This is a genomic window from Actinobaculum sp. 313 (genome assembly GCF_003073475.1).
Taxonomy (GTDB): domain Bacteria; phylum Actinomycetota; class Actinomycetes; order Actinomycetales; family Actinomycetaceae; genus Asp313.
Map to the genome: position 1 here is coordinate 2,005,965 of NZ_CP029033.1, position 12,549 is coordinate 2,018,513.

The 12,549-nt window shown below is 59.8% G+C and carries 9 protein-coding genes and 1 pseudogene; 2 read left to right on the plus strand and 8 right to left on the minus strand.

Annotated elements, in window-relative coordinates; all coding sequences use genetic code 11:
- Positions 1 to 328: 328 nt before the first annotated feature.
- Positions 329 to 550: pseudogene (locus tag DDD63_RS12950) on the minus strand (IS3 family transposase); the annotation flags it as partial.
- Between the two features lie 19 nt (positions 551 to 569).
- Positions 570 to 821 (minus strand): hypothetical protein, encoded by a 252-nt coding sequence (locus DDD63_RS08700; protein WP_108716036.1) that lies wholly within the window; start codon positions 819 to 821, stop codon positions 570 to 572.
- Positions 822 to 1,707: 886 nt separating this feature from the next.
- Between DDD63_RS08700 and DDD63_RS08705 the strand changes: the two genes are divergently transcribed.
- Positions 1,708 to 2,298 carry a hypothetical protein gene (locus tag DDD63_RS08705; protein ID WP_125482485.1) on the plus strand — a complete coding sequence of 197 codons (591 nt, stop codon included), beginning with the start codon at positions 1,708 to 1,710 and terminating at the stop codon, positions 2,296 to 2,298.
- Positions 2,299 to 3,000: 702 nt separating this feature from the next.
- Here the strand turns inward: DDD63_RS08705 and DDD63_RS08715 are convergent.
- The 4 genes from DDD63_RS08715 to DDD63_RS08730 form a co-directional block, all read right to left on the minus strand.
- A complete protein-coding gene (locus tag DDD63_RS08715; protein ID WP_205647230.1) occupies positions 3,001 to 3,786 on the minus strand; it encodes an ElyC/SanA/YdcF family protein in 786 nt (261 codons plus the stop codon).
- Positions 3,787 to 4,085: 299 nt separating this feature from the next.
- The gene (gene ilvC / locus DDD63_RS08720; protein ID WP_240611485.1) at positions 4,086 to 5,117 is read right to left on the minus strand and encodes a ketol-acid reductoisomerase; all 1,032 of its coding nucleotides are present in this window, start codon (positions 5,115 to 5,117) and stop codon (positions 4,086 to 4,088) included.
- 182 nt (positions 5,118 to 5,299) lie between these two features.
- Complete coding sequence (gene ilvN / locus DDD63_RS08725; RefSeq protein ID WP_108716040.1) at positions 5,300 to 5,830, minus strand: acetolactate synthase small subunit; 531 nt, start codon at positions 5,828 to 5,830, stop codon at positions 5,300 to 5,302.
- A gap of 14 nt (positions 5,831 to 5,844) precedes the next feature.
- Positions 5,845 to 7,680, minus strand: coding sequence for an acetolactate synthase large subunit (locus tag DDD63_RS08730; RefSeq protein WP_108716041.1), 1,836 nt, complete (start codon positions 7,678 to 7,680; stop codon positions 5,845 to 5,847).
- A gap of 357 nt (positions 7,681 to 8,037) precedes the next feature.
- On the opposite strand from DDD63_RS08730, the gene DDD63_RS08735 reads away from it, so the two are divergent.
- Positions 8,038 to 8,604, plus strand: coding sequence for a hypothetical protein (locus DDD63_RS08735; RefSeq protein ID WP_108716042.1), 567 nt, complete (start codon positions 8,038 to 8,040; stop codon positions 8,602 to 8,604).
- A gap of 132 nt (positions 8,605 to 8,736) precedes the next feature.
- Here the strand turns inward: DDD63_RS08735 and DDD63_RS08740 are convergent, their stop codons facing one another.
- Together DDD63_RS08740 and ilvD are read right to left on the minus strand one after the other, a co-directional pair.
- Positions 8,737 to 10,338: a TrkA C-terminal domain-containing protein gene (locus tag DDD63_RS08740; protein WP_108716043.1), complete on the minus strand. Its 1,602-nt coding sequence runs from the start codon at positions 10,336 to 10,338 to the stop codon at positions 8,737 to 8,739.
- Between the two features lie 325 nt (positions 10,339 to 10,663).
- Positions 10,664 to 12,454 (minus strand): dihydroxy-acid dehydratase, encoded by a 1,791-nt coding sequence (gene ilvD, locus DDD63_RS08745; RefSeq protein WP_240611486.1) that lies wholly within the window; start codon positions 12,452 to 12,454, stop codon positions 10,664 to 10,666.
- Positions 12,455 to 12,549 lie beyond the last annotated feature (95 nt).

The window sequence follows — 12,549 nt, forward strand, 5'->3', positions numbered from 1 at the left end:
TATGGCGCTGATCAAGTAGTGGAATGCATGTCTCACAATTCGGCAATTGCGGCTACACACTAGCAGGGACACACTTGAACGCATCCGGTACCTGCCCAGCGGATTCTTAGAACGACGAAGCTCTGTTCCGGGCGCTTCATGTAGGGACTGCCCGCGAAGTTGTAACGGGTTTGGAGGCGGTTCCCTCGATGTGGATGCCCTTGTGGATGTTGGGTGAAACGCTGCAGGCGCAGGTCCCAGTAAAACTGGTCGGTCTTGTCGTGGCTGTAGTCCTTCAGGAGGTTTCAACATCACGCCGGGTGAAGATCTCAGGGGCTTGCCTCGGTATGGTGCTGTAGCGGGTCAACCACCGACATGCCTGCGGCTGGCACGTTAACGCGTCGGGCCAGTATCGTTGGCCGTGAGTGCTTCCCGCTTGAATGCGACATTGAATGACTCTGCTAGGGCGGTGTCGGCACTGGTGCCCACCGCCCCCCATCGACTGAGTAACACCAAGGTTTTTACATGCGGCAGCGAAGTCCTTGAGGGTGCAGACACTGCCATGGTCGGCGACTAAACCGGGTAGCGGCTCACCGGATCGTCTCCCCGGCGAAATACTTGGCCGCTTGCTGCAGAATCTCCCGCTCCCGGGTTAACTTAGCCTTCTCTGCCAGCAATGCAGCGTTCTCCGCTTCCGCGCGGGCGATCCGCTCCTGCGCCGACTCCTCAGTCGGCGTCCCGGCCCCGATCCTGTCCCCGTGGTCGCTCTTGGCCTTGAGCGGACTGGGGCCGGGCCCGTCCGGCCCGGTCTTCCTGCCCGTGCCGCCAGGGCGCTCAGCCACTGCTCTCAAGCGCTGCCCGGCGCCCCTTTCGGTTTCAGCCAGTCACCGTTCACCCTTGTACAGTGTCCTCCCCCTGTCCTTCCTGGATGCCTCCACATACACCCTTGCATACTTCTTCTATTACTCTCCACCCTGGCCTGCATTGGCAACCCACCACCGAATACTCATCACGATCCACGAATCTCACGGAAGGTTCTAGATGAGGCACCGAGCCACTTTCGCGGGCACACGTAATGAGTCTCGTTATAACCTTGACTACACCAGCTACCGCACATAGGGTTTTATATAATGTACAGCCGTATAGCCTTTTGGAGGCAAAAATGAAATCCGCACTCTTGGCAATGACAGTCGCTCTGTTGTGGAGTGCAGGTATACCCGCTGATAGTAGCGACAATCTCTCCAGAAATGACTCCCCCTCAGTCGAATCGGTCGAAGATCTGCCCAAGTCAGCAACGCTTGAGTCGCTCGAGACAGGTCCTGCCACCCCAACTTTGGACAGACAAAGCGGGGAGAGGCTCACTACTGAGGCTCTTCCGACTCGACAGATTCTTTCGCGCGCAGGATGCACCGGGACAACCGACCTGCCACATAAAAGCGGGCGCACGGCATCAGTTCATGCCAGGATCGAGTGTACGAGGAATGTTCCCTATCTTAAGACCGTTACAACACTTTATCGCCAGCGATGGTACGGGTACGAATCGCTCAAAACCGGCAGCTCTTCGACGACTAACAAAAAGACAAGTTACGTTGCCCACCCTCACTGGAATTGCTCCGGGACAGGAACGTACACAGACTGGGGTTTCTCCTCGCATTTCACACGATAGAACGGGGTCAGATATTACGCAAGGACCGGCAATGGAGGAGATAATAGCATTAGTCGATTTTCATGTTAAGAGCATTTAGATGGTCGAGGCTCGCGCTTGTCACGCTCGCCGCACTACCGGTCGTTACCGCTTGTACGTCAATTTCAGAAAAAGGAAGTGCTGCCAGTAGTGGTCCGGTTTTAGAGCTTGCAGCGGAGAGCCCCGCCGAACCTCCCTCCCTCATCGTGGACGAGACCGAGGTTTCACCCATTGAATTCAGATGGCTAATCTCCGGGCGGATGGAAACAGCGGCGGTTCCTCCATCCATAGAGAATGCTCCCAGTGTCGTCCTGCCGAAGGATCACCCAGAAACGCTGACACTGTACCTCCATGAAACGCCAGCGCCGAGCAACACACTCGTCAGACAATGCGAGAGAATCGGCAACGACGGGTTTCCCGACACCACAAGTTGTATCCATGAGGAGTACGGAGCGGGGTATACATCTAACTGGGTGGACCACCCGGCCGGACTCCAGTTGGATGTCGCGTTGCAGGCGGGCGTCCAGTTCGTCACCGTAACCATCCAGTACCCCAATGAGAATGGATGGGACGAGTCCATGTACGAGGACACGGAGAATCATGCCAACTATGCGTTCTTTCTTGGAACGGATTGAGGTGCAGCTTGCTGCACGAGCGAGCACCCATCGCGATGGGTATGTATCAGATCTCCTATTCACTGGGTTCGATTCGACACTGGCGTTGTTACTCCCGCTGGGAACACCATCGGGTGTCACCACGTGGAGCAATCTCGCAACGATACACGGTAGACAGTTGTCAGGGGCAACGTCCCTTCACGAACTGACTAACAGCAAGCGCGATGTTCGCGCACCAGAAGGCCAGATTTACGATGCGGCATACGCGGCAAACTTACTGGTCGCGTTAGACAGTCGCCCTTCGACCGAACCGTGGACTGCCTTGTTTTGGGGAGGCTACATCAGACACATGCGTACAGCCGCCCTGCCTGGGCCCGAAGACTCTTTTCTGCGGCCTTCTGAGCCATACGCGCTGATCCGGGAAACGTTAGCAGACATGGGGAATTTGACTCTCGCCTCACTGCCGTCACTCTGGTTTTCGCCAGATCTTTCGATTGTGATCACACAACCAATCTATGCGGACCGCCTATACGTTTCCTGCGGAACTGATATGGCAACGCAGCTGACGAACCACCTGCCTGATGTTTTCCCGATAGCTCCAACTGATCGGCTCCCCATCGAACAACACGACTGGGAAAAGGCCCACATAAACTAGGACGGCCGCTGGAGCGCGGTGGACCGCTCTGCCACGATGCGCGCCCATGTGTATCGAATCAGGTAAACCTAGCGCGTCGCCTCACCGTTGCCGGAAATTGGGATGACATCCCCCAGGTAGGTCGGCTTCGCGTTGGTGAGGCATTGCCCCCAATCGTGTACCCGCGCCAGCCATTCGCGCGCGTCTCGGCGGTTCTGCCCCGGATAGTCATTCCCACCAGACGGAACACCCCATACCGTCAGCCCTAGCGACTGCGCATCGTAGAGCGCACGGCCCAGGTGATACTGCTGCGTGACAACGATGGCATGATCGACGGCGAAGACATCACGCGCCCGGTACATGGTTTCATACGTCGAGAAGCCAGCATGGTCCTCGAATACGTCCTCCGAGGGTACCCCGTGCGCGACCAGCCACTCGCGCATTACCTTGACCTCGTTGTATACCTCGGTGGAGTTATCACCCGAGACCAGAATCTTTGGAGCTGCCCCCTCGTTATACAACTCAAGCGCGGTCTTCAATCGCTCTTCGAGCATGGCGCTCGGCTGACCGTTGGAGCGCACGGAGGCTCCAAGAACAATAATGCAGTCCGGATCGGCATCGGACGGCAGCGCTGCGGCACCCGCATACACGCGATCATGCGTTGTGCCCGTCACCCACTGATTGATTCCGACGCCGCCGCCGATCGCCAGCACAATAAGCGCCGCAAATGCGGTGCCCAAACGCTTCATCCACCGGCGTTGTACTACACCACCACTACCGCGATCACGAGTGTGGTCAGGCGTGTGGTCACGCGATGAATCTGCCGACTTCCCCGCATCGCGGAGGCTGCCCAATTCCTCCTGCTGCTTGGTCATGGGCACTACCCTAGCGGCCTAACCATGAAATCCAACGCGACCCGGCGGAAATCACACGCTTTTAACTAGGTGAAGCATCACAGTAGCACCTGCCCGAGCCGCGATTGGCACCGGGGATCCTGCCCGAGTCACGATTGGCACCGGGGTTCCTGCCCAAGTCCCGATTTACACCGGGGGTCCTCTCCTAGTCGCGATCCGCGAGGATGCACAGTACAACATCTGACGTAACCGGTACATGACTTGGCGGGCACCCGAATCCGGGTGCCCGCCTCGTACTATTCTGGCCGCTGCCGCCAATCTCAGCGGCCGGCTTCACCTTCCACGTAGTCACTATCCACAGCGGCGTTCCACGCGAACATCTTGCGGATCTCCTGACCGGTCTTCTCGATCGGATGGGCCTGATGCTCGGCGCGCAGACGCAGGAACTCCGGCGCACCGGCATCCTGGTCGTCAATGAAACGCTTGGCGAAGGCACCGGACTGAATATCGGCCAGCACATCCTGCATATGTTCCTTGACTTCGGGGCCGATCACCCGCGGGCCGGAGATATAATCGCCGTACTCCGCGGTATCGGAGCAGGACCAGCGCTGCTTGGTCAGGCCACCCTCGTTGATAAGGTCAACGATGAGCTTGAGCTCGTGGCAAACCTCGAAGTAGGCCATTTCCGGCTGATAACCCGCTTCGGTCAGCGTCTCGAAGCCGTACTGGATGAGCTGAGAGACACCGCCACACAGCACGCTCTGCTCGCCGAAGAGGTCGGTTTCGGTCTCCTCGCGGAAGGTCGTCTTAATCGCACCGGCGCGGGTTCCGCCAATGGCCTTCGCATATGACACGGCCAGGTCCCACGCCTGCCCGGAGGCATCTTGCTCCACGCATACCAGCACCGGCACTCCACGGCCTTCTTCGAACTGCCGCCGGACGGTATGGCCCGGTCCCTTCGGTGCAACCATGCAAATGTCGTGGCCTGCGGCGGGCTTGATGTAGCCGAAGTGGATGTTGAAGCCGTGGGAGAAGAAGATCGCTGCATCGGGCTTGATATTCGGCTCGATCTCCTTTGCCCATACGTGGCGCTGGGCCTGATCCGGTGTCAGGATCATCACCACATCGGCCTCACGCACGGCATCGGCCACGGAGGCCACCTTCAGCCCCTGCTCTTCGGCCTTCGCCACCGACTTCGATCCTTCACGCAGGCCAACAACCACATCCACACCCGAATCACGCAGATTCAGGGCATGGGCGTGCCCCTGCGAACCGTAGCCAATAATGGCAACCTTCTTGGACTGGATGAGCGCCAAATCGGCATCGTCGTCGTAATAGATCTCTGCCACGATATTCTCTCCTTGTTGTATGAGTTTTGGTTTTCTCTGTATTCGTCTTGTTCGTGCCGGGTTGCTACCGGTCCCGCCGGCGGGTAACGCGGGCCGCGAGCGGAATCATCCGGGGAAGCCACTTCGAGCGGCCCGGCCAACTTTCTCCGGCGCGCCCCGACCGCTCGCCTGCGGTGTTCCCTGCCTCACGCGCGGCGCAGCTGCATTTCCGCCGAGACACGCTCGGACAGTGAGCGGCTACCACGGCCGATGGCAACCGTTCCAGACTGAACGATCTCTTTAACACCATAGGGTTCCAGCGCGGCCAGCAGTGCGTTGACCTTACCGTCACTTCCGGTTGCTTCGATCGTCACCGTATCGGGGACCATGTCCACAACGTGCGCGCGGAAGAGATCCACAACCTGCAACACATTGGTTCGCGTTGCGTCGTCGGCTGCCACTTTCACCAGCAGCAGTTCACGCTGCACCGATGACTCCGGCTCCAGTTCCACGATCTTGATGATATTGACGAGCTTGTTCAGTTGTTTGGTTACCTGCTCCAGCGGGAGCTCGGCGGCATCCACCACCAGGGTAATACGGGAAAGGGCCGGATCCTCCGTCTCTCCCACCGCCAGGGAATGGATGTTGAAAGCGCGGCGCGCGAAGAGGCCGGCCACCCGGGTCAGAACGCCCGGCTTGTTCTCAACGAGAACGGACAGTGTATGACGAGTGTTCATGCTTCTTGTTCCTCTCACGCGTTGTCGTCGTCGAGTATCGGCCAGATTTCGCGTGCATACATGATCTGGTCGTTGGAAAGTCCGGCGGGAACCATCGGCCACACCTCGGAATTCGGCGAGGTGACGAAGTCAATCACCACGGGCCTGTCATTGATCTCCATTGCCTTCCGAATGGCATCGTCAACCTCGGAGGGATCCTCCACGCGCCAGGCGGCGCAGTCATACGCCTCGCCGAGCTTGACGAAATCTGGCACACGTGCAGTTCCCATGCCAGTGTCGAGCTCGGTGTGCGAGTACCGCTGCTCATAGAACAGGGTTTGCCACTGGCGGACCATGCCCAGGGAGGAATTATTGATAATGGCCACCTTGATATTGATGCCGTTGAGTCGGCAGGTTGCCAGCTCCTGGTTGGTCATCTGGAAGGAGCCGTCACCATCGATCACCCACACGGTTTTCTCTGGACACCCCTGCTTCGCGCCCATTCCGGCAGGCACGCCATATCCCATGGTTCCTGCACCGCCCGACGAGATCCACTGGCGCGGACGCTCGAAGGGGAGGAAATGCGTGGCCCACATCTGGTGCTGGCCGACTCCGGTCACATAAATGACATCGTCGCCGCCCACGATTTCGCCGATACGCGAGACCACGTACTGAGCGGCCATCGCCTCGTCCGAGGGCTCATCCCACGTCATCTTGTAGGTCTCACGCAGCGAGTCCAGCCGCTCCCACCACGGTGACAGATCGGCCTTCCCGTACTGCTCAACGGCCGCTTCAAACTCCTTGACCAGTTCTGCGGTTGTCTCCTTCAGATCGCCTACAATCGGCACATCCGCGTCGCGATTCTTCGAGATCTCTGCGGGGTCTATATCCACGTGGACGACCTTCGCCTCCGGGGCGAAACCCGCCAGCGAGCCGGTCACCCGGTCATCGAAACGTGAACCGAGGGCAACAATAAGATCAGCATTCTGCAGCGCGGCCACAGCGGCGACAGTTCCGTGCATACCCGGCATCCCGAGGTTATGCGGATGCGAATCGGGCACGGCACCGCGAGCATTCATCGTCGTCACGACGGCGGCGTCGGACATGTCGGCCAGTTTGACGGTATCGTCCGAGGCGCCGGAGCGGATCGCACCGCCGCCAACCATCAGAACGGGGCGCGACGCCGTCGCCAGCAGCCGGGCCGCCTCCCGCACCTGGCGCGCATTCGGTTTGGTCACCGGATGGTATCCGGGTAGGTCGAGCACCGGCGGCCACACAAAGTCAGCCTCCTCCACCTGCGCCGAGCGGGTCACATCCACCAGCACAGGGCCGGGACGACCGGTCGAGGCGATATAGAAAGCCTCCGCGATTCGCGCCGGGATCTCGGCGGCATTGGTGATCAGGAAGGAGTGTTTGGTCACCGGCATGGTCGCACCGACGATGTCGGCTTCCTGGAAAGCATCGGTACCGATGGAAGAAACGCCCACCTGCCCGGTAATTGCCACCATGGGAATTGAGTCCATATTGGCATCCAGCAGCGGAGTCACGAGATTCGTGGCCGCCGGGCCGGATGTCACAATACACACCCCGACCTTGCCGGTGGCCACCGCATACCCTTCGGCCGCATGCCCGGCGCCCTGTTCATGGCGCACCAGGATGTGCTTCATACCCTCCGCATCAAAAAGCGGATCGTAGGTGGGTAGGATCGCGCCGCCGGGCAGGCCGAACACTACCTCAACGCCGAGCTCCTGGAGCGAGCGGATAATCGATCTGGCGCCCGTGGACTTCTCACGGATGATGCGTCCGCCGTGCGTGCTTGCATCGGCAGCACGACTGGCGGCCACATCGGCCGGAGTCGGTGTCTTGGCCATGTTTCCTCCTATATTCGATGGTGGCAATAAAAAAGCCCCTCGATCGAGGGGCGCGGCACACAAGTAGCGAACCAGTGCGGCGCGCTACATACGTACCAGTGAAGTCGTCATGTGCATCACAGTAGCGAGCTACCCCGCCCCACGCAAACCGAAGCGCAATCTTCTCACATAGTGGATCACGTTCTCACATGTTGGTCCGGCGCGTGTGCTCCACGCATGACCATTCGCATGCCGAAACGCATCACCATGCCGCCCTCCGCATACGGCCATACCCGCCGGACACCCGTGTCCTGCACACACCGTCTCCACTCCTCGCGTGGGTCACCACCGACCCCATGTCACCGATACACTAACCCCATGGTGCACACACGTTGGGAGGTCTTCACCTCGCACGACGAGCCGGTCGGACTACTGTATCGACGCTGGGATGAAACCGAACTCATCACAGAGACGGCGTTTAGCAACGGCGAGCGGTTCTCGAGTCGCGTCCTCCTCTCCGGTAACTCGTGGACGCGCTGCGAATACACCGAAGACACGGATGACCCGATCATTCTTGATGCGCTTTCTCTCGAATATGAACCCGAGGATGCGATCCCCTCGCCTCTCGTCTTTCTGCTCGTGCAGCGCCTTGTAAACGAGGGCGCAGACCGCGCCGACCCGGTCGCCTTCCACGTTATCGACCCCTCTGACCGCAGCGGGCTCGCCCGCCCGGCAAGCATCTGGGTGCCCGACGTCAGCAGCATCGACGTGGAGATTGACGGCGTATTGGACTGGAGGTTCCGCATCGACAATGGTGCGATTGTCAGTGTCACCCACAGCAACGGCCTGGACTCGCGCGAGGACACGTCGTCCGGTGCCGCCGCTCGCCTGCGCGGGATTATCGACGACGCCCTAATAAAGCATCTCTTAGCACTTGAGGCGTGATCCTAACTGGTTGAGAATGCCGACGGATCCTCTCCGTCGGTATTCTCACTCTCTGCTTCGCATCTCGGCACGCCGAGTATCCCGGCACACCAGGCCAGAACGCCGATCCGAGACTGGCATCTGGTGCGGCCCTTACATACCGCCAAGCACCTGTGCCACAAGAATCTTCGTGATCATGGCTACGGGGTACACCAGCGCGTACCCAAGTGCCACACGAGGATCCGAGCCGGTGCGTCCGTTAGCGAAGGCCATAACTGCCGGCTGGGTCTGGGCGCCACCCAGCAAACCGGAGAGTTGCGTGCCACCCATCTTGAAAATGCCCCGCATCGCAACGTACAAGCCGACCGCCATAATCAAGGTAATAACGGCACCGAGAATAAGTATCTTCCACCAATGCCCACCGGTGAAGGCCGATACGATCTGACCACCGGCACGAGTACCCGCCTGCGCGAGGAAGATGAGCAAACCGAACTCTGCGAGCACTGAATTTACCGTATTCGGCAGTGCCGTCACCAGAGGGCCAATTCTGCCCACACGGCCCATAATCAGACCCATAATGAGTACACCCGCCGCAGCACCGAGCGAGAAACTACCGCCACCCGGAACCGGGATATCAATCTCGCCTATGAAGATACCGATCGCCAGCCCGATACCGAGTGCAACCGGGTTGACATCGGTCAGGCCCTTCGCCGAGTCGCCGAACCAGCGGGAGATCTCCTTGAGTTTGAGGGTCGGACCAACTACCCGCACTCGATCACCCATTTCCACCATGAAACCCGGCAGCGCAAGCATGTCGGTATCGCCGCGGCGTACGCGGGAGATCTTCGCACCCCACCGTTCGTCGAGCTCCCTATCAAGTTCCGCAATGGTCTTGCCGGCCAGTCTCGGCTCCGAAATCGTGATACGGCGGAAATCGAGGATACGACGATCAGCGCGGAGGGAATGTGAAGATCGGTGGCCGAGCAATTTGATAAATTCATCCACATCATCGACGGCGCCAACCACGTTGACAAGGTCGTCTTTCTCTAGGATGTCATCCTCGTTGGGGATCCAGATCGGCCCTTCTTCGCCATGCCGGTGCCGCGAAATCTGAATGCTTCCCTTCGCTTGCGCTAGAACATCGCTGAGCTTCGGCCGATCCGTGCGCTCAACACGAACTGATACATGAGTAACAACCGATGGGGCGTCCTGATCATTGGCGGCGTGGCGCAGTGCGATACCCGAGGCGGCAATCATCCCGATAACGCCGAAAAGATAGGCCATGGCGTAGCCGACGGTCGCCGCAGCTCCGTCGCCGGATGCGTCACTGGCGGCGAGCAACGCAGGCGTGTTCGTAGTTGCGCCGGCGAACGCGCCTGCCACGGTGGCGATGTCCATTTTGAACAGGCGTGTACCCATGACGTAGGCAACGCTTGCCGCCACAATGAACAGGCCGATCATGACGAGGTTAGGCCCGGCCGCGTGCCGCAAACTGCGGAAGAAGCTGACACCGGAATTGTTACCAATAGCAAAGGCGAAGAGCAGCAGGCCGAGTGTGCCGATCACCGGTTCAACGGCGACCTCCACCCCGTTGGATTGCCCCCAGGCAGCAATGATTATGGCGAGGAACAATACTGCCGCCGCGCCCAAGCTCACTCCGCGGACCTTGATTCTGCCCAGCAGCATGCCCACCCCGACAAGGAGGAACAGTAATAGCACCGACTGCTCCGCAAGATAGTTGAAGACGGCTGTCATACCTGGTTTTTCTCCCTTCAGCGGCGCAAAGTCAACGCATTGTCATGCTCACGCGCACCCGTCTCAATTTGACCACTACAAGTATCCCCGCCACACGCGCCTGAATATGGGCAGGGAGTCCTACGCAGGTCAAAATACCCGCTGATCAACAACGTATTCATCTAGCATCCGCCCTACCGCGGTTGATTTCACCGCCACGCTCGCCAAGACCGCTACGCTCATCAAGTGAGAGTCGCGGTCAGCGCTCACCCCTATCACGGTTGCTCTCACAGACATTGGTAGATCCATAGCAGACCGAGGCCCGGGCAATAGAGCCTCCGCTATCTCAGTCGATCTTCCGCACCGCTCCGTAGGCGGCCGATGTCGCCATGGAGGCATACGCACGCAGTGCTTTGGAAACCTTCCGGTCCCGTTGCACCGGCCGCCACGGCGTCGGACCCATCGCTTGGCGCCGACGCTCCAGCTCCGCATCGTCCACGGCGACCCGTAGCTGGCGGGTGGGGATATCGATGATGATCGTGTCGCCCTCCCGCACCAAACCGATGGCGCCACCGCCTGCTGCCTCCGGCGAGATATGCCCGATCGACAGCCCGGAGGTTCCACCCGAGAACCGGCCATCGGTGATAAGACCGCACACCTTGCCCAGGCCCAAACCTTTCAAGAACGAGGTAGGATAGAGCATTTCTTGCATGCCGGGCCCTCCCTTCGGGCCTTCGTAACGGATCACGACGACGTCGCCGGGATTCACCGACTTCGAAAGGATCAACTCGATTGCCGCCTCTTGGGAATCCACCACCCGCGCAGGACCTTCGAAGTGGAACAATGACTCGTCAACACCGGCGGTTTTCACCACTGCACCGTCCTCGGCCAGGTTGCCGAACAGTACGCACAGGCCGCCGTCAGCGGTATACGCATGGTCCACGGCGCGAATGCAACCAGCGACCGAGTCAAGGTCCAGCGACTCCCAACTCGCGTCCTGTGAGAATGGCGACGTCGTGCGTACCCGACCCGGCGCGGCGTGGAACAGATCCAGCGCCTCCGCACTGGGCGCCGTGCCGCGAATGTCCCACCTCTCCAACCAGGACTTCAGATCACTGGAATGAACGGAATGCACGCCGTCACGCAACAGACCCGCCCGGAAGAGTTCACCGAGCAGCGCCGGAATACCTCCGGCGCGGTGGAAGTCCTCGATGTGGAACTGTGTGGAGTTCGGCGCGATCTTCGCCAGGCAGGGAACATGCCGAGACAATTCATCAATATCCCGCAGCGTGAAATCAACTTCGCCTTCTTGCGCCGCCGCAAGGATATGCAGCACCGTATTGGTGGAGCCGCCCATGGCAATATCCATCGCCATGGCGTTCAGGAAGGCGTCCCGGGTGGCGATGCTGCGAGGCAGAACGGATTCATCGTCCTCCTCGTAGTAACGCTTTGCCAGCTCCACGATCCGCCGACCGGCTTCCAGGAAGAGGTTCTTCCGCCGGTCCGCAGTGGCCAGGGTGGAACCGTTACCCGGCAGGGAGAGGCCGAGTGCCTCCGTCAGGCAGTTCATGGAATTCGCGGTGAACATGCCGGAACACGAGCCGCAGGTGGGGCAGGCGCTGGCCTCGACGCGTCCGAGCTGTTCATCGCTGACGGCGTCGTCGACGGAAATAGAGATGGCATCGATGAGGTCGGTACGATGATCGACCACTCCCTCCACCGCAGCACCAGACTCCATCGGACCGCCGGAAACGAAAATCGTCGGGATATTCAGGCGCAACGCGGCCATCAGCATGCCCGGAGTGATCTTGTCGCAGTTGGAGATGCATACGAGAGCATCGGCCGTATGCGCGTTAACCATGTACTCCACCGAGTCGGCGATGATCTCGCGTGACGGCAACGAGTAGAGCATGCCCTCGTGGCCCATGGCAATACCGTCATCAACGGCAATGGTATTGAACTCGCGCCCCACTCCACCTGCCTCGGCGATGGCCTGGCATACGAGTGAACCCATATCCTTCAGGTGCACATGCCCGGGAACGAAGCCCGTGTAGGAGTTGGCAACCGCAATAATCGGCTTACCGAAATCCTCAGACTCCATCCCGGTGGCGCGCCAAAGGGCACGGGCGCCCGCCATATTACGGCCAGTTGTCGACGTTGCTGATCGCAGTTGTGGCATGGTGTCCTCCTCTAAAGGCAATGCCACCAGCCTACTCGCCTCCCGCTGGCAAT

Coding starts and splice junctions, on each gene's coding strand:
- ilvD (WP_240611486.1), bottom strand. CDS start 12,454: ATGGCGGGCGCCCGTGCCCTTTGGCGCGCCACCGGGATGGAGTCTGAG.
- DDD63_RS08705 (WP_125482485.1), top strand. CDS start 1,708: ATGTTAAGAGCATTTAGATGGTCGAGGCTCGCGCTTGTCACGCTCGCC.
- ilvN (WP_108716040.1), bottom strand. CDS start 5,830: ATGAACACTCGTCATACACTGTCCGTTCTCGTTGAGAACAAGCCGGGC.
- DDD63_RS08715 (WP_205647230.1), bottom strand. CDS start 3,786: ATGACCAAGCAGCAGGAGGAATTGGGCAGCCTCCGCGATGCGGGGAAG.
- DDD63_RS08735 (WP_108716042.1), top strand. CDS start 8,038: ATGGTGCACACACGTTGGGAGGTCTTCACCTCGCACGACGAGCCGGTC.
- DDD63_RS08740 (WP_108716043.1), bottom strand. CDS start 10,338: ATGACAGCCGTCTTCAACTATCTTGCGGAGCAGTCGGTGCTATTACTG.
- DDD63_RS08730 (WP_108716041.1), bottom strand. CDS start 7,680: ATGGCCAAGACACCGACTCCGGCCGATGTGGCCGCCAGTCGTGCTGCC.